The organism is Candidatus Pelagibacter bacterium nBUS_49, assembly GCF_051200925.1.
Classification (GTDB): domain Bacteria; phylum Pseudomonadota; class Alphaproteobacteria; order Pelagibacterales; family Pelagibacteraceae; genus Pelagibacter.
On sequence record NZ_CP172837.1, the window covers coordinates 832545 to 850987 of the forward strand.

The following is an 18443-nucleotide window of genomic DNA, read 5'->3' on the forward strand; positions in this document are numbered from 1 at the left end:
AGATTTTATTGTATGCCTATAATTATAGGATACCGTTAGCTTTCATGTAAGCTGTATGCATTTCAATAAGTTGAGCAGCCTCAGAAGATTTAGTCTTCCAAGTTTCCCAAGCTTTTAATGCGGACTTTCTAAATTTAGCTCTCTCTGATGGAGCCCAGTCGTGAAGAGTAACACCTTGAGCATTTAAAATTTTAACTGCTTCAGCATTTTTTCTTTCAACTAAGCTAGTGATAGTTCTACCAGCAATTTCTATTCCGGCTTTCATAGCACCTCTTTCATGAGCTTTTAGTTTTTTCCAAACTTTAGTATTACAAGCTAAGTGGTCAGCTGGCATAGAATGGAAACCAGGATATGTAGCATATTTATTTTGCTCATAGTGTCCACCAGCAGTGTTAGTTGCTAAACTAGAATAGTCAGCACCATCAATTAGACCAGTTTGTAAAGCAGTTGGAACTTCACCAAAATCCATTACGATTGGCTTAGCACCTAAATCTGCAAAGATCATGCTTTCCATTCCTGGAGGTGATCTAAATTTAAAGTCTTTGATAGAAGCTACATCTGGAATTGGAACACTTGAAATAAGTGACTCATGTCCAGGTATCCACCAACCAATAAGTGTCATTCCATATTTATTATATAATGCATCAACAGCATCTTGAGCTCCAGGGAACTTTAAGAAATCATATTGTTGATAAGGGTTATCGTATCCACCCATTACATCACCAGCAAATTGGAATGCTGCATTTTTACCAGTTTGGTAACCAGCACCAGTCATATCACAGTCGATAATTCCAGTTTGTGCAGAGTTAAATACTTCAGCAGATTTTCCTGAAACTGAAGATGAATAAAACATTTCAACTTTCAAGCTTCCACCAGAAAACATTTCTACGTTTTTAGCGAATTGAGCAGCAACTTCACCATTTGGTGAATTAGCAGTAAAGTGAGTTTCAATTTTTAAAGTCTTTGCGTTAACAGAGCCTAATAAAGCAACTGAAACAACAGCTACCGCAGCTATAGTTTTTGTTATTAATTTTAACATTATCTTCCTCTCGGTTATGTTTTTAATAAAAGGACTTAATCACATTTGTTTTTTAATTACAAATAAAACGCGAATAATATGTGTATAGAAATTATATATATTAACTAAGTAAACAACTTTAAGTTGTATTAGACTACTTCAGAAATAAGTGGTCTATTTTCAAAAAAACAATAGATATTATCAACTGCCATCATGCTCATTGCTAGACGAGTTTCATGAGTAGCACTTCCAACATGAGGTAAAACAAAACAATTATCCAATTTCATATATCTCTCATCTAAATTTGGTTCATTATTAAAAACATCTAAGCCAGCGGCATAAATTTTATTGTTCTGCAAAGCATTTATCAATGCATCATCATCTATTGTAGATCCTCGTGAAGTGTTGATAACAACAGCATGTTTTGGCAACAAACTAATTGTTGATGCATTTAAAATATGTTTTGTTTCAGCAGTAGCAGGAGTATGGATACTTACAAAATCACATTCAGGCATCATCGATTTGACATCAGCAAAATATTTTGCTCCATCTTCCAGATCTTCTGAAAGTTTATTTCTATTATAGTAAATTATTTTCATTCCAAATGCTTTTGCACATTTGGCAGCCATTCTACCAATTCGACCCATACCTATTATACCAAGAGTTTTTCCTGTAACAGAATTTCCTATCATAAATTTAGTAAGGTCAGGTTTTTGATCTTTCCATGTTCCAGATCTTACAAGATTGTAAGCTTCACCTATCCTTCTCGATGCAGCTAAAATCAAAAGAATTGTTGTTTCAGCAACAGCTTCATTTAATACATTTGGCGTATTGGTAACTTTAATTTTTTTACTTTCGGCAGATTTAACAGAAATATTGTCGTAGCCCACTCCAACCTGAGCAATAATTTTTAATTTACCATTTAGATCATTAAAAAACTCTTCACCAATTTTATCAAACCCTGTTGAAATAAATCCATCATACTCATTAGCCATCTTGATAAGATCGGCATTTGGAATTGGCTCATCTTTTAAATTTAGAGTTACATCAAAATTTGTCTTTAATTTTTCTTCTGCTCCATCTGATAATTTTCTTGTGACTAGTATTTTTGGTTTCATATTAATGAGAATTTCTTGGTATACCTTTTTTAGTAGCTACATCTAAATACTGAGATCTAGACTTAATGCAAGCTCCATCTTCAAGTTGACCAACTGTATTTCTAAAAATTTCTTGCCATGGTGTTTGGTTATCAATTTTTAAAAGCTTCTTTTTCTTTCTTCTTTTTTTAAATTCTGATTGTGAGATTAATAAATCCACTCTTCTTTTATTAAGATCAATCGTCATTTTATCTCCGGTTCTAACAATAGCTAAATCACCACCTACTGCAGATTCTGGTGAAACGTGAAGAATAGATGGACTTTCTGAAGTGCCACTTTGCCTTCCATCTCCAAGCGTTGGTAATGCATTAATTCCTTTTTTTAATAACTTATCTGGTGGTTGCATATTAACAACTTCTGCAGCACCTGGGTAACCTACAGGCCCACACCCTCTAATAATTAATATTGATTTTTCATCTATCTTTAACTTTTTACTATTTATTCTTTTGTGATAATCCTCTGGTCCTTCAAACACTACCGCTTTACCTGTAAAAACATTTGGTTTTTTAGGATTTGATAGAAATCTTTCTCTAAATTCTTTACTAATAACAGATGTTTTCATCACAGCTGTCGAAAAGAAATTACTTTTCATAACCAAAAATCCTGCTTTTTCTGTTAAACATTCTTTGAAAGTTTTGATTACACTTCTATCAACATCTATTTTTCTTTTTAAATTTTGACCAACATTTTTTCCTGATACTGTAATTATATTTGTATGAATTTTTTTATGTTTCATCAATTCTTTCATAACAGCAGGAATTCCACCAGCTCTATAAAAGCTTTCCATTAAATATTCACCAGCTGGCTGACAGTTGGCAAGCAATGGAATTGCATGTCCTAATTTTTGCCAATTAGATAAATCAAATTTAATTCCCATGTGTTTTGCAATAGCAATTAAATGTGTTGTGCAGTTGCTTGAAGCTCCTATTGCACTTGCAACTACAACTGCATTTTCAAATGCTTTACGCGTCATAATTTTAGATGGCTTTAAATCTTCGTGAACCATTCCAACAATTCTTTTTCCTGTTTCGAATGAAATTTGCTCTCTTTCTCTGTAAGGTGCAGGTATAACTGCACACCCTGGTAAAGACATTCCTAAAGCTTCAGCAACTGAATTCATTGAAGAAGCTGTTCCCATTGTATTGCAATGACCTATGCTTGGAGCAGAAGCAGATACCATATCCATAAACTCATCATAATTAATTTTTCCTTTTGACAACAATCTTCTTGCTTCCCATATAACAGTTCCTGATCCAGATAATTTACCTTTGTAAACACCATCTAACATTGGTCCACCTGATAAAACAATTGCTGGAATATTTACAGTTGCTGCTGCCATTAAAGCTGCTGGAGTAGTCTTGTCACAACCAGTTGTTAATATTACTCCATCAATTGGATATCCATAAAGTACCTCAACCAAAGAAAGATAAGATAAATTTCTATCTAACATTGCAGTTGGTCTTTTTCCTGTTTCTTGAATTGGATGGGTAGGAAACTCCATTGGAATACCACCTGCTCTTCTTATTCCATCTTTTATTCTTTTACTTAAAGACTGAAAATGTCTATTGCATGGTGTTAAATCACTTCCCGATTGAGCTATACCAATTATAGGATTTCCTGATTGAAGCTCTTTTCTTGTTAATCCATAATTAAGATAACGCTCTAGATATATAGCAGTTTGCTCAGGATCTTTTGGGTTATCAAACCACTGCTGACTTCTTAAATTCTTTTTTTTCATATTAACAATGTAATAAAATTATTATGGCTTGTTTAAAATAATATTTATATAATAAAACTGTGAATAATCTAATAGTTTTAAATCAAAATGACAATGTTGGTGTAAGTCAATTTATAATTCCCGAAAAAACTAAAATAGAAGGGCATGATATTAGCACAATAGATCCAATTCCATTTGGCCATAAAGTTTGCTTAAAATCTATAAATAAAGGTGACCCAATAATAAAATATGATCAAATAATTGGTTTTGCTTTAGATAACATAAGACCAGGTGAGCATGTTCATTCACATAATCTAGAATTTAGAGAATTTAAGAGGGATTTTAAAGTAACTAATAAAAAGAATATTATTAATGAAAAAGCAGATACTTTTTTTAATGGCATCTTAAGAGATAATGGTGATGTAGCCACTAGAAATTATATTGGAATTGTAAGTACTGTTAATTGTTCTGCAACAGTAACAAAAATGATTGTAGAAAAAATTAAATACTCAAATATTTTAAAAGATTATCCAAACATTGATGGCATAGTTCCTATTACTCATTCTACTGGATGTGGAATGAATACAGAAAGTGAAGGTATGCAAATCTTTCAAAGAACAATTGATGGATTTAAAAATCACCCAAACTTTTCACATGTTTTTGTAATAGGTTTAGGATGTGAGTGTGCTCAAGTAAGTTTGTTTGACAAGTCATTAAAAAAACATAACAGAATTCACTTCTTAACTATTCAAGATGAAGGTGGAACAAAAAAGATTATAGAAAAAGTATTATCACAAATTAAAAATTTACTAGCTGAAGCAAATAAAATAGAAAGAACATCTCAATCAGTAAATCACTTAACACTTGCTTTGCAATGTGGAGGATCAGATGGATATTCAGGAATTACAGCTAATCCTGCACTAGGAGTTGCTGCAGATCTTTTAGTTAAAAAAGGTGGGAGTTCAATATTATCTGAAACACCTGAAATATATGGAGCTGAACACTTACTGATTAATAGAGCTAACTCACAAGAAACAGCAGATAAATTAATAAAAAGAATTGAATGGTGGAAAAATTATACTTCAATCAATAATAGTTCGATGGACAATAATCCTGCGCCTGGAAATAAAAAAGGAGGTTTGACTACTATTTTAGAAAAATCTTTGGGAGCTGTTGCTAAAGGAGGCAATTCTATACTTCAAGATGTTTTAATGTATGCGGAGCCTCTAAAAAATAGAGGTTTTAATTTTATGGACTCTCCTGGTTATGACCCTGTATCAGTGACAGGTCAAGTAGCATCAGGAGCAAATGTAATTTGCTTTACAACAGGTAGAGGTTCATGTTTTGGATGTAAACCAGTTCCAAGTCTAAAACTATCAACTAATTCAGCAATGTATGAAAAAATGGCAGAGGATATGGACATCAACTGCGGAACAATTGCAGAAGGTGAAGAAAAAATAGAAGAAGTGGGACAAAAAATATTTGAACTAATAGTAAACACAGCATCAGGAAATAAATCTAAAAGTGAGATCAACGGCTACGGTGACGAGGAATTTAATCCTTGGCAAGTAGGCGTGGTAATGTAACAAAGATCTTCATTGTGCCTCAACAAACCCCTTTATTTAACGTAATTTTACTAGCTGCTGGTGGTTTTTTTATGTTTGTTTGCATGGATTCTACAGCAAAATATCTTGGTACTGTGATGCCTGTTACTCAAGCAATTTGGGGGAGATTTTTTTTTCACTTAGTGTCTCTAATTATATTTTTTTTAATTTTTAAACCAAAAGTAAATTTAAAAAAAAATTTTAAACTTCAAATAATAAGATCTTTATTGATGGTGACTGCCACAACATTCATGTTCTATTCTTTACAAAAATTTGACTTAGTAGATATATATGTTGTTTTTTTTTCTGCACCTTTAATAGTTTCGTTGCTATCTGCATATTTTTTAAAAGATATATTATCTTTTAAGGGAATAATGTTAATGCTTCTGAGTTTTGCTTCAATTATCTACTCATTAGGGCCGAGTATGAAAATATTTAGTTTAGACTTAATTTTTCCTATTGTGCCACCGATTTGCTGGGCTCTTTATCAATTTTTTACAAAAGTTGTATCTTCAGATAATGAACCTTTTGCATCAATTTTTTATACATCAATTTTAGGAGCAATTATTTTTAGTATTTTTATATCTTTTAATTGGGTGCCGTTAGAAAAAAATATTTATTGGCTTTATTTAGTGTTACTGGGTACCGCAGGATTTGTAAGTCATTCATTAATAATTTATGCAATACAATTATCTAACTTATCATTTGTTACAAATTTTCAATATTCACAATTAATTTGGTCTACAATTGTAAATTTCCTAATTTTTGGTGTACCTTTTGACTATAATAAAATTGTAGGTGTAATTGGAATTATTATATTTGGGCTGTTATTTATTCGTACAGAGGGCAGCAAGGATAAGGTTAAAGTCTAACTTTTTTTCCAAACTTTGCACTTTTTGTTATTGCTGCAAAAATTTTAAGTGAAACCAAACCATCATTACCATTAACTTTTGGTTGAATCTTTTTACTTACTACGTCAGCAAAATGGTCTATCTGGTTAATAAGGGTATTATCATCTTTTTTATTAATATCTTCTTTTACTAATATATTTTTCCACCAACTTCTTTCTTGTTTGTAAAACCAATTTTTTAAATTTGGGAATTGTAAAGATCCCTTGGTTCCACCAATCATATAAGCTGACTGATTAGTTGTCGGATAGGCAGGATTTTCACCTGCAGTTAGTTCATAGCTCCAAGGAGCAACAATAGTATCAGAAATATTAAGAGTACATAATGCACCAGATTTAAAAACTAAACTAACTGTTGCTGTATCTTCTACTTTAAATTTTCTATTTTTATTTGTGGTAAAGGCTTGAACATATTGAATTGGACCCAATAGATAACAAATCATATCAATATCATGGACAAGATTAATCCCTAAAGGACCCCCACCTTTACTTGTTCTCCATTTTTCTTTGTAATATTCTTTATGTTTATAAAGCCAGCACAAAACATTTGCAGATACAATTTTGCCCAATTTTCCAGAAGAAATAATGTCTTTTACTTTAGATACAATTGAATTGTGTCTTCGATGATATCCAATCAATAAAGGTGTTTTGTTTTTTTTTGAACTATCAATAATCTTCTTGGCAGATTTAATATTATCTGAGATTGGTTTTTCTAACAAAACAGGTATTTTTTTTTTCAAAAAACTCACAGTATGTTTCTCATGTAATTGATTGGGTGTTGAAACAATTACGGCATCTAAATTTTTAGATTTTAAAACTTCTTCAACATTAGCGTAAAGAGGAATTTTAAATTTTTTAGATAAGTTGGCTGCATTTTTACTAATATCAACAATCGAGTGTAGTTTTACTTTTTTTGATTTTAATATAGCTTTAATATGCTGAAGACCCATTAAACCAGTGCCGACAATAGCGATATTAATTTTTTTTTTCATAAACTTAACTAACTTTAATTTTTGTGAAATGTTTATACAGTTTATTTTGTTTTATTAAAGTACTTGGAAAATTTTTTCTATTTGGGGTATCTGGATAATATTGAGTCTCAAGACAAATCCCTTGGTAAGGAAATAATTTTTTTTTACATTTAAGACTTTGACCTGTGTATAGTTGGACACCAGGTAAATTTGAATAAATATTAAGTTTAATTTTACTATAATCATTTTTTAATGATGCTACGAAATTATTATGATTTTTATTAACACAAAATGTTAAATCAAAACCAGACTGATTAATTGTATTGGAAATTTTTTTAATATTATTGCTACTAATTAATTTAATTTTTTCTCCCAAATTTTCATAATATTTAAAATCATTAATTGTATTCTTAGTTTTCTTTATTTTTCCAGTTGGTATCAATTTTTTATTTACTACCAGATACTTATCTGAGTTTATTTTTAATTTATGATTAAAAATATTATTATTTTTTTTATAATTAAGATTCCAATAACTATGGTTAGTTAAATTAACATGTGTAGATTGATCTGAGATATATTCATATCTAATATTTAAAATTTTATCCTCAAGTTCATATATACATTTGATATCTAAATTACCTGGAAATCCTTGATCTAAATGTTTGGATTTAAGTTGATAAAGAATCTTGTTCTTAGTTTGTTTAATCTTTTTCCAAATAAATCTATCAAAACCCTTTTTCCCTCCATGAAGAGTATTAATTCCTTCATTTTTATTTAGATAATATTTTTGTTTATCAATTTGAAACTTTGAACCAGCAATTCTACCCGCAAATCTTCCACATGTTGCTCCTACGTACAAACTTTTGTATTTGTAACCGCTTATTGCACCTAAATTTAGAATTAAATTAGTTTTTTTTTCTTATGAAAAACTTCATAAAGAGTAGCACCAAGATTGATTGTTTTTATTCTTAAAAATTTATTTTCAATGACAGAACTTTTTATTTTCACTCAAATATTATATCCAACCTTTGTCCACAATATAAGATTGATTAGTACAACCCGAAGATTGTTCTGATGAAAAAAACAATACCGCTTGAGCTAGTTCGTGAGGCATTAATTTTTCTTTTAAACACTGCCTTTTCATCAACTCTTTTTCAGACTCATCATTCAACCATAAATCTATCTGTCTCTGTGTCATTACCCATCCGGGTACAACCGAATTAACTCTAATATTAAACTCTCCTAAATCTCTTGCAAAAGACCTTGATAAACCAACTACTCCGGACTTTGCTGCTGTATAGGCAGCCATGCCTCCCTGACCTACCATCCATGATGTTGATCCCATATTAATGATTGCACCACCACCATTGTCTATCATTGATTTTTTAACAGACTGAACTGTGAAGAAAAAATGTCTTAAATTTACATTCATTCTTTCATTCCAATATTCTTCAGTTACATCATCAATTTTATGTCTAGTGTCATTAGCAGCATTATTAATCAAAATATCTATTGGTCCCTTATTGCTAATAATGTCAGCTATAGTCTTTTGAAGCTCTTTAATATTTAGAAGGTCACATTTAATAAATATTGGTAAGCTGTAATTTTTATTTTTTATATCTTCAATTAATTTTTTTGATTCATCTTCATTAATATCTATAAAATAAACTTCAGATCCTTGCTCACAAAAATGCTCAACAATTGAAGCTCCTATCCCTGATCCTCCACCTGTAATAAACACTCTTTTATTCTCTAAATCGTAATATTTGACTTTCATTATAACTCCAATTCTTTAGCTAGATCACCAATTTTTGCACCACCCGCCATCAATCTTTTTACTTCTTCATTACCAAGTTCTGAAGACAATCCTGAACCAATTACTTCTCCCAAACTTAAAAAAGTAAATCGATCAGCTATAAGGCGTGCATGAATTTCATTGTGTGTAATAAGTATAATTGCAATGTTTCCAAAATTTTGCACTTTTTTTATTGTTTTTAAAACTTCCATTTGCTGCTTTTGACCTAATGCTGATGTAGGTTCGTCTAATATTAATATCTTTGCACCAAAATAAATTGCTCTTGCAATAGCCAAAGTTTGTCTTTGTCCACCTGACATTGTTCCAACTGGTTGATTGGGGTTTGAAATATTAATTCCAATTTTAGACATTTCTTCTGTTGTTACTCTATCCATCTCATCCATTTGTAATAAACCAAATGCGCCAGGTCCTTTTTTTATTTCACGTCCAAGAAAAAAATTTCTTGTTACTGAAGTTAGAGCGTTGAGTGCTAAATCTTGATAAACTGTACCAATACCTGCGTCAGATGCTTGACGTGGTGAAGTAAAGTTAACTATTTCTCCATCTACTTTTATTTCTCCACTTGTCATTGGATGCACTCCAGATAACACTTTAATCAATGTTGACTTTCCAGCACCATTGTCACCTAAAAGAGCGTGAACTTCACCCGGATAAACATCTAATGAAACACCATTTAAAGCAGTAAATGCTCCAAATTTTTTAACTAAATTTTTTATTTCAATTAATGGTTTTTTATCCATTAGATATTCCCCATAATTCGTTTCCTAATGTTCTCATTTGTAAAGGCAGCAGTAACAAGAACTGCTCCAAGAAACACCCTATAGAATGATCCATCAATTCCAGGAATATAAAAGAAGGCTTCTTTTGCTATACCAAAAATAATTGTGCCTAAGATAATTCCACCTATTGTTCCAAAACCTCCTGTTAACACAACACCACCAATAACTGCTGCAGCAATTGCTTCTAATTCTTTTAAATTACCTTTAGCTGTATCCGCAGTATTAACTTCAAATACTTGACATGCAGCAAACATAGTTGCGCAAAATGCAGTATTCACAAATAATGCAATCTTTACTTTGTTTGTTGGCACACCATTAGCCTTTGCGGCATTAAGATTTCCTCCAGTTGAATAAATCCAGTTACCTGCTTGAGTTTTACTCAAAATAAAATAACAAATAAATGCAATGAGTCCCCAAATCATTAAAGCAGAATACATTCCTTTAGCAAAAATGTTACCAAAGTTATTTACATTCCAATCTACTGTAAAATACAACCAATTAAAAACTGGTTCCATAATATCGCCTCCAAAGAAATTGGCTACTGGTCTTGCAGTAACTATGGTGTCGATGTAAGCTTTTGCTATATCAATATCAGTAACCACTTTTGCCGTAACTGCAGGAACATCAACTCCAGCTTCAATTTTCTTTGTCAAAATTTCTACCATTGAATCATTGCCAGATTTTTTTGCACCAGCTAAAGATTTTTCTAAGGTTTCAATCATTTTTGTTGAATTTATTTCAGTTTTCAAAGTTGCAACTTTTTCATTAATATATGAAAGTCTTTCAGTTAATTTTGCAACAGTGCTTGCTGGCACGTTGCTAAGAATTTCTAATAATTGGTCATTTGGTAAAGCTTTAGCTGCATCTCTTTCCATTTCTCCAAGACCTGGTACATTTATAATATTTTTGATATCTGGCAAATCAGTAACAGTTGTTGATCCAGCAGTTTGATCAGGAGCTCTATTAAATGCTCTATATGATACTTCTGTTAGACCTCGTAAAAAGAAAAGTCCACCTAGTGTAACAATAAAAGAAGATATACCACTTTTTACAATTACCCACCCCTGAATCCATCCAAAGGATAGAGTCATACATAACGTAATTAATATTGCTAATAATGGTGATACATCTCTAATTTCAAATAACTGAAACCCTTCAAAATGGAAACCTCCAACAAAAGATACATAAGGAATAACAACAGCAAAACCCCATTTTAGTATCATTGCCATACAACCACCAGCAAAACCAATCATTGAGCCAACTGAAAGATCAAATTCACCTGCAATAATTAACATCCCAGCAGCAAGTGCTACAATTCCTAATTGAGCAATTACCCTAAAATTATTTCTAATCCCTAAGGCGTTAAATCCTTCACCAGAAAAAGGGTTAAGAGAAAATTCTCCTTCTGGAATAGAGAAGTATCCCAACATACAAAAAAGTAAGATCATCACCCCCAAAGGCCCAATCTCTGGACGAGCCAGTAATGCAGAGTACCATTTTTTTTCACCTTGTCGGTCTGACTCTTGTCTTGGTTTGTTTGTTGTTGATGTATTCATTTTTAAAAAAGGTTTTTTTAATTTTATAAAAAAAAAGGGCCGATTAAATAATCGACCCTTTAAATTTTAACTAACTATCTGTCAATTCCTGCAAGAGCAGCAACTGAAGAAGCGTTAGACTTATCTACGAAGCCAGGTCCTGATGGGATGTTAGCTCCTGGAAGAAGTCCAGCACTGTTGTTGTACAAGTGTAATACGATAACTGGCACATAACCTTGTAGTCTTTGTTGTTGATCAATAGTGAAAGATACTCTTCCAGATCCGATTAAATCCATAACCGCAGGACTTAAGTCAAAACAAGAATGGTGTACTGTCATACCAAGATCAGCTAAAGCTTTATCAACAGCTTCACATACGTGAGGTCCTACTGAAAGGATTGCATTGACATCTTTGTTAGCTTGTAAAGCAGCAGTAGCTCTAGTTTGAATAGTTGCAGGATCAGATGTAGTATCAATCATTTTCATAGAAACTGCTGAACCATAACCTTCACATCTGTCTACAAGAGCTGTGTTGTATGCTTCTTGAATCATACAAAGTGCTTTTGAAGCACCTTCAGCTTTTGCTCTTTCACCAGCTTTTTGTCCAGCAAGTAATTCAGGCTGACCAACGTGCATAAGAGCACCTAGACTAGCAGAAGACTCTAAACCAGAGTTCATTGTAATTACTGGAACACCAGCAGCAACAGCAGCTTTAATAGCTGGGCCTAATGCATCTGGGTCTGGTAAAGAAATTACCATACCATCTGGTTGAGTAGCTGCAGCAGCTTGAATTGAGCTTGCCATATCAGCCATATCAGCAGAAGGGTTGTAAATGTATTCGAAGTCAGCACCAATTGCTCTAGCTGCATCTTCACCACCTTTTTGAACTACTGGCCAAAAAGGATCTTTTCCTTCACCATGAGTAATCATGACGTATCTTTCAGCGAAAGCAGAAGTTGCAAATAATGCAAGAGCTGCAATCGAAAGTATAAGTTTTTTCATTATTTCTCCATTTTAAATTAATTTAAAAAATGAAATATAACTGCTTTGTGGAAAGATCATAACAAAAAATATAAATACAACTTTTGATTGATTTTTTTTATTAAAATTTTTTTCTCTCAATTCTTGTCTTTTGTGGAATTAGAATTTTTCTAAATTAAATTATTAGTAGAAATTTCTAGTATGTCGAACTTCTTCCCAATCTTGCAGCACCACGAACACCACTAGCATCACCATATTTTGGTTTTAAAAAAACACCTTCGTATTCTCTGCCAATAACAAATTTCCTCACTAGTGCATCTATTTCAAGTAAAAAATCAATTTCGTTTGAAACTCCTCCACCAAAAATAAAAACATCAGGATCTAAAATATTTATTATACTTGAAAGTGACATTGCTAAATTTACTTTAAAATCATCTATAAATCTTTCTGCATCTAAATCGTGTTTTCTATTTAATTCGAAAATTTCATTTGTTTTTAAATTTTTTCCATAAAGTTTATTAAATCTTTTCGCTAAACTTAAACCAGATAAAAAACTTTCAATCTCAGCTTCTCTTGGATTGCTCGAGTCAAAATTTTCTTTTTTAGCAGCAAAATAAGGAATTTGATTATGACCCCATTCTCCTGCAACACCATTAGGACCACTTACTATTTTTTTATCAATAACTAAACCACCTCCAACTCCAGAACCTAAGATTATACCATAAACAATTTTGTAATGTTTTCCCGATCCATCTATAGCCTCTGACAAAGCAAAACAGTTTGCATCATTTTCACAAAACACTTCTTTCCCAAGTGCTTTACGTAAATCATTTTGAAAAGGTTTTTTTTCTAACCAAGTTATATTTGGAGCATTTTTAACCAATCCTGTTTGGGGAGAATGAACTCCTGGATGACAAACACCAATTTGAAGTTCTTGCTTAAATTCTTGTTCTAATTGTCTATGGATATCTCTTATAGAAGTAATAATTTGAGTGTAATTTTTTGGACATGGTATTCTAGATCTGTGTTTTTCTTGTCCATCTTTTTCAAGTACAACACTCTCTATCTTTGTTGCACCTACATCAATACCAATTTGCATGACTAATATGTTGCTCTACCACCACTTAAATCAAATACTGCAGCAGTTGAAAACGAATTTTCTTCACTGGCTAACCAAGTAACTAAAGAAGCTAATTCTTCTACTTTGGCAAATTTATTTCTTGGTATTTTTGAAAGCATATAATTTATATGTTCTTCAGTCATTTGATCAAAAATTCTAGTTTTTGCAGCTGCTGGTGTAACACAATTAACTGCAATGTTTTTTTGAGCTAATTCTTTACCTAGTGACTTTGTTAAACCAATAACTCCTGCTTTAGATGTGCTATATGCACTTGCATTAGGATTTCCCTCTTTTCCAGCAATAGATGCAATATTAACAATACGACCATAGTTATTTTTTTCCATAAAAGGAACAACAGCTTTGCAACAATAAAATACAGAATTTAAGTTTAGGTTAATAACTTTATTCCATTCATCCAAAGGATATTCAGCCACAGTGGTATTCATTCCTGCAATACCTGCGTTGTTAATAAAAATATCTATTTTTCCAAGCTTGCTCTCTGTTTCTTGTAAGCTTTTATTAATATTTTCAAAGTTACTTACATCAACAATCTGATAGCTTAAATTTTCTGAATTAACTTTATCTACAGCATTTTTGATAGCTTCTTCGTCAATATCCCAGATTACTACTTTTGCTCCAGCTTCGATAAATCTCTCAGTTACTGCTAAACCAAAACCTTGTGCTCCACCTGTTACAACTGCAACTCTGTTATTTAAATCGTATTTAATCATATTATTTCTTTTTCTTTTTTGATGTTAATAATGGAAAAGCTAGAGCAATTAAAGATAAAATCAGGGCTAGGTTTAACGATTACTGATAAATATAAATCTGATTTTAATATAATTGAATAAATAACTAATAGTTATCTACTTCTTTTAAAGTTGGCATAGACCTAGCTGCACCTAGCCTTGTTGTTGAAATACCTGCAACTTTATTAGCAAATATTAATGCATCCTTATGTTTAAACTTATTTGCAAGCGCTACAGCAAATGCTCCATTAAAAGCATCTCCTGCTCCTGTCGTATCTACAACTTCATTTTCCAATTTTAATGCATCAATAAAATATTCTTCATCTTTATTTGCAAAATAAATACCTTTTTCACCAAGTGTAATAATAATATTTTTAACACCCCTGTTTAAAAATTCTTTTGCAGCATTTTTAATATCCTCATTTGTCTCAATTTTTTTATTATAATAAAATTCTGCCTCAGTTTCATTTGGAGTAAAAAAATCTAATAATTCAAAATCATTTTCATTTATTTTTCTAGCAGGTGCTGGATTTAAAATTGTAAGGCAATCATTATCCTTAGCTTTTTTTAATGCGTACATGGTTGTTAAATATGGAGTTTCCATTTGAGTTAAAAAAATCTCTGATTTTTTTATTAGTTCTAAGTTTTTATCAATATCTCCATTTTGTAGATGAGCCGCAGCGCCAGCGAAAACATTAATTGCATTATTTCCATTCTCATCAATCATTATTCCTGCTACACCTGTTGAAAGATTGGATTCTTGAGAAACGCTTTCTATATTTACTCCTGCCTCTTTATATAAAGAAAGAGCCATATCTGCATAATTATCTTTACCGACTTTAGTGATAAAATTAACTTTGCCATCTAATTTTGCAGCAGCAATTGCTTGATTTGAACCTTTCCCACCTGGTCCAACTAAATGATTATTCCCTAAGACTGTTTCACCTCGTTCTGGTATTTTGTTTGCAAAAAAACAAAGATCAGCAACAAATATCCCAAAGATACAAATTGAGCTCATTTAACCATAAATTTTGACATAAATTATTATTCAAAATCACTTTATTATTTTTCTTATTTCCTTCAAAGAAAAAGGTTGAGGCTTTTTACAAGTAGTTTTGATTATTTGAGGAATTCCAGAAGTGCAGGCTATCATGGTTGATTGAATTATATCCAATACATGTAGAGATAATTCTCCATTACATTTATTAATTTTCTTATTTTCTATTGAATAAGCCATCTCAGCCAATCCAGCTCCACGATAGTTTGCATTAGTCGGGGACTCATTTGCTCTTGAGCTTTGTGATCTAATATTAATTTTACCCAGGGGCATTTTATTTGTTTTATATTCTTTCCAAGGGTCACCTAAATTTTTACATACATAAACTGAGCCACCAAACATATTTGGATCTGGAACTATCATTGATCCTTTATCACCATATAATTCTATGTGATTTCTTTGGTGAGCTATAACATCAAAAGATAAAGTTAGTCTGATAATTGTTCCATTTTCAAATGTAATAGTTGATAAATATGTTGTCGGACATTCTACTTTAAATGTTTTGTTTTTTCTTGGACCTATTCCAATAGTTCTTCTTTTAACTCCTTTAACAACACTTCCTGAAACTTTCTTTGCTGGTCCTAACAAATTAACTAATGCAGTTAAATAGTAAGGCCCCATATCAATTACTGGTCCACCTTCTTTTTTTGCAAACCAAGGTTCGGGATTAGGGTGATAAGATTGAACTCCAGGAAAAGCAAAAATTCCATTTCCTAATTTAATTTTGCCAATAACTTTTTTATCGACTAGTTCTTTTGATTTTTGAATACCACCACCTAAGAAAGTGTCTGGAGCATTTCCAATATAAAGCTTTTTCTTTTTTGCAATTCTTAGAAGATCTTTTCCATCCTTAAAATTAATTGCCAGTGGTTTTTCAGAATAAACGTGCTTACCATTAACCAATGCCTGCTTTGCAACCTTATAGTGAGCTTTTGGAATAGTTAGATTAAGAACAATTTCAATTTCTTTATCTTTTAAAAGTTCATTTACAGTTAATGCTTGGATTTTATAGGTTTTTGCACATCTAACTGCATTACCATGGTTTATATCAGCACATTTAATAATTTTAATATTGTTAAAATATTTTTCAGTTCTGAAATAAGTCTCTGAGATATGACCGCAGCCAATAAGGCCGACTTTAAATATTTTATTCATAAAGAGTTACACGCCTTGTCTTTGTTTGCTCTTTCCCTCTTTATAAAGTTTTAAAGCTTCTTTATTTTCTTCAGTTGTTGGGATTTCTAATGTGGGACTATCCCAAAACGCAGAACCTTCTAACCACTGATAAGCATGTGTCTTAATTGAAATTACATATGTAACATCAGATTTTTTTGCTCTTTTAAATGCTTCTTCAAGTTCAGATATAGAATTTACATGTTCTGATTTAGCTCCCATGCTTTCGGCATGTTTTGCAAAGTCAACACCTACAAGACCAGGTGTTTTTGAGCTTTTAAGTAGGTTGTTATATTCTTTACCACCCTTAAATAATTGAAGTCTATTAATGACTGCAAAACCTCCATTATCACAAACAACTATTATAAGTTTATTGTTAGTAATAACTGAAGAATAGATGTCAGTATTATTCATTAAGTATGATCCGTCTCCTATAAATGAGATAACCTCTTTGTTTGGATTTGCCATTTTAATTCCTAGAGCACCTGAAATCTCATAACTCATACAGCTAAAACCCCATTCTGTTTCATGAGTATTTAATTCTCTAGGTCTCCAAACTTGAACGACTTCACCAACTAGTCCGCCAGCAGCTGTTACTGCTATATCTGATGGATCAGAATTTTTGTATACAGCGCCTATAACCTGAACATAACTTGGTATCTCTTGATTTGATGGAGCACTTGCTTTATCAACTTCTTCATTCCAGGCTTTAAGTTCAGTTTGAGATTTTTTGTTCCACTCTTCTCCAGCCTTCCACTCGCCTAAAGCTAAAGATAATTCATTTAATGAAACTTTTGCATCACCTATTACAGCTTGTGCTAAATGTTTGTTTGCATCAAATCTTGATACATTAATTGATACAAGTTCAAAATTTTCATTCTCAAAATTTGCCCAAGAACCTGTGGTAAAATCTGCAAGTTTAGTTCCAACTGCAATTGCAAGATCTGTTTGTTTTGCTAAAGAATTTGTATTTTTTCCACCCAAACCCCCTATTTGTCCAGCATAATGTGAATGATCTCTTTTCATTGTGGAATAACCCATTACAGTTTGAGTTACTGGAATATTGTGTTTAATTGCAAACTTGCTTAATTCGTCCATTGCATCAGAATAAAAAACTCCACCACCAGAAATAATTATTGGATTTTTTGAAGATTTTATTTTTTCAGCTGCTTCTTTTATTTGAAACTCATCAGGTCTAGGTCTTCTAATTGTATGTACTTTTTCTTTAAAGAATTCTTCTGGATAATCAAAAGTTTGTCCTTGAATATCTTGGCATAAAGCAATGCAGGCTGGTCCACAATCAGCAGGATCAAGCATAGTTTGAATTGCTGCTGGAAATGATTGAATTATTTGTTCTGGTCTAGTTATTCTATCAAAATATCTTGTGACAGGTTTAAAAGCATCATTTGCAGTTATACTAGGATTATTAAAGTGCTCTACTTGTTGTAATACAGGATCTGGCATTCTATTTGCATATGTGTCTCCTGGTAAAAATAAAATTGGAAGTCTATTACTCATCGCAACACCGGCTGCAGTTACCATATTTGTTGCTCCAGGACCAACTGATGAGGTTGCTACAAAAATTTGCTGTCTTCTTTTTGCTCTTGCATAACCAATACCAGTTAAAGCCATATTTTGTTCATGATGGCCTCTATAAGTGGGAAGTTCATTTTGATTTTCTTCAAGTGCCTGACCTAAGCATGCTACATTTCCATGCCCAAATATTCCAAATACACCTGGAAACAAAGGTTCTTTTTTCCCATTAATTAATATTTTTTGAGCTATTAAATATTTAACTACTGCGTGGGCACAGGTGAGTGTAATTTTTTTCATAAATTAAGTTTATCTTTAAATGTGTAT

At 31.8% G+C, this 18443-nt stretch carries 16 protein-coding genes; 2 read left to right on the plus strand and 14 right to left on the minus strand.

The genetic code is table 11. The annotated features are described in order from the left end of the window. Window positions 1-22: 22 nt before the first annotated feature. The 3 genes from dctP to ACIJYF_RS04635 all read right to left on the minus strand — a co-directional run bounded on the left by dctP (window position 23) and on the right by ACIJYF_RS04635 (window position 3913). Complete coding sequence (dctP, locus tag ACIJYF_RS04625) at window positions 23-1039, minus strand: TRAP transporter substrate-binding protein DctP (protein ID WP_435115538.1); 1017 nt, start codon at window positions 1037-1039, stop codon at window positions 23-25. A 128-nt stretch (window positions 1040-1167) separates the two neighbouring features. Beyond that, window positions 1168-2136 (minus strand): 2-hydroxyacid dehydrogenase, encoded by a 969-nt coding sequence (locus ACIJYF_RS04630; protein WP_435115540.1) that lies wholly within the window; start codon window positions 2134-2136, stop codon window positions 1168-1170. 1 nt (window position 2137) lies between these two features. Continuing rightward, a complete protein-coding gene (locus tag ACIJYF_RS04635; protein WP_435115542.1) occupies window positions 2138-3913 on the minus strand; it encodes an IlvD/Edd family dehydratase in 1776 nt (591 codons plus the stop codon). Window positions 3914-3972: 59 nt separating this feature from the next. Between ACIJYF_RS04635 and ACIJYF_RS04640 the strand changes: the two genes are divergently transcribed. Together ACIJYF_RS04640 and ACIJYF_RS04645 are read left to right on the plus strand one after the other, a co-directional pair. Continuing rightward, on the plus strand, window positions 3973-5478 hold the full coding sequence (locus ACIJYF_RS04640) for a UxaA family hydrolase (RefSeq protein ID WP_435115544.1): 1506 nt from the start codon (window positions 3973-3975) through the stop codon (window positions 5476-5478). Between the two features lie 14 nt (window positions 5479-5492). After that, the gene (locus ACIJYF_RS04645) at window positions 5493-6368 is read left to right on the plus strand and encodes a DMT family transporter (protein WP_435115546.1); all 876 of its coding nucleotides are present in this window, start codon (window positions 5493-5495) and stop codon (window positions 6366-6368) included. Here ACIJYF_RS04645 and ACIJYF_RS04650 read toward each other — a convergent pair. From ACIJYF_RS04650 to iolD, 11 genes are all read right to left on the minus strand, one after another. After that, entirely contained in the window at window positions 6358-7395 is a 1038-nt protein-coding gene (locus tag ACIJYF_RS04650) for a Gfo/Idh/MocA family protein (RefSeq protein ID WP_435115548.1), read from the minus strand. The two genes, ACIJYF_RS04645 and ACIJYF_RS04650, sit on opposite strands and share 11 nt — an antisense overlap. Before the next feature lie 4 nt (window positions 7396-7399). Then, window positions 7400-8275 carry an aldose epimerase family protein gene (locus ACIJYF_RS04655; protein ID WP_435117982.1) on the minus strand — a complete coding sequence of 292 codons (876 nt, stop codon included), beginning with the start codon at window positions 8273-8275 and terminating at the stop codon, window positions 7400-7402. 114 nt (window positions 8276-8389) lie between these two features. Continuing rightward, window positions 8390-9151, minus strand: coding sequence for an SDR family NAD(P)-dependent oxidoreductase (locus ACIJYF_RS04660; protein ID WP_435115550.1), 762 nt, complete (start codon window positions 9149-9151; stop codon window positions 8390-8392). Further along, on the minus strand, window positions 9151-9930 hold the full coding sequence (locus ACIJYF_RS04665) for an ATP-binding cassette domain-containing protein (RefSeq protein ID WP_435115552.1): 780 nt from the start codon (window positions 9928-9930) through the stop codon (window positions 9151-9153). The genes ACIJYF_RS04660 and ACIJYF_RS04665 overlap by 1 nt, the downstream gene beginning before the upstream one ends. After that, window positions 9930-11525 (minus strand): ABC transporter permease, encoded by a 1596-nt coding sequence (locus ACIJYF_RS04670; protein WP_435115554.1) that lies wholly within the window; start codon window positions 11523-11525, stop codon window positions 9930-9932. Before ACIJYF_RS04670 ends, ACIJYF_RS04665 begins: the two co-directional genes overlap by 1 nt. 74 nt (window positions 11526-11599) lie before the next feature. Next, on the minus strand, window positions 11600-12505 hold the full coding sequence (locus ACIJYF_RS04675; protein ID WP_435115556.1) for a sugar ABC transporter substrate-binding protein: 906 nt from the start codon (window positions 12503-12505) through the stop codon (window positions 11600-11602). A 175-nt stretch (window positions 12506-12680) separates the two neighbouring features. Then, complete coding sequence (locus tag ACIJYF_RS04680; RefSeq protein ID WP_435115558.1) at window positions 12681-13583, minus strand: ROK family protein; 903 nt, start codon at window positions 13581-13583, stop codon at window positions 12681-12683. 2 nt (window positions 13584-13585) lie between these two features. Then, entirely contained in the window at window positions 13586-14335 is a 750-nt protein-coding gene (locus tag ACIJYF_RS04685; RefSeq protein WP_435115560.1) for an SDR family NAD(P)-dependent oxidoreductase, read from the minus strand. A 124-nt stretch (window positions 14336-14459) separates the two neighbouring features. Continuing rightward, a complete protein-coding gene (gene rbsK / locus ACIJYF_RS04690; RefSeq protein WP_435115562.1) occupies window positions 14460-15371 on the minus strand; it encodes a ribokinase in 912 nt (303 codons plus the stop codon). A 36-nt stretch (window positions 15372-15407) separates the two neighbouring features. Continuing rightward, window positions 15408-16565, minus strand: coding sequence for a Gfo/Idh/MocA family protein (locus tag ACIJYF_RS04695; protein ID WP_435115564.1), 1158 nt, complete (start codon window positions 16563-16565; stop codon window positions 15408-15410). Between the two features lie 6 nt (window positions 16566-16571). Then, on the minus strand, window positions 16572-18416 hold the full coding sequence (iolD, locus tag ACIJYF_RS04700; protein WP_435115566.1) for a 3D-(3,5/4)-trihydroxycyclohexane-1,2-dione acylhydrolase (decyclizing): 1845 nt from the start codon (window positions 18414-18416) through the stop codon (window positions 16572-16574). Window positions 18417-18443 lie beyond the last annotated feature (27 nt).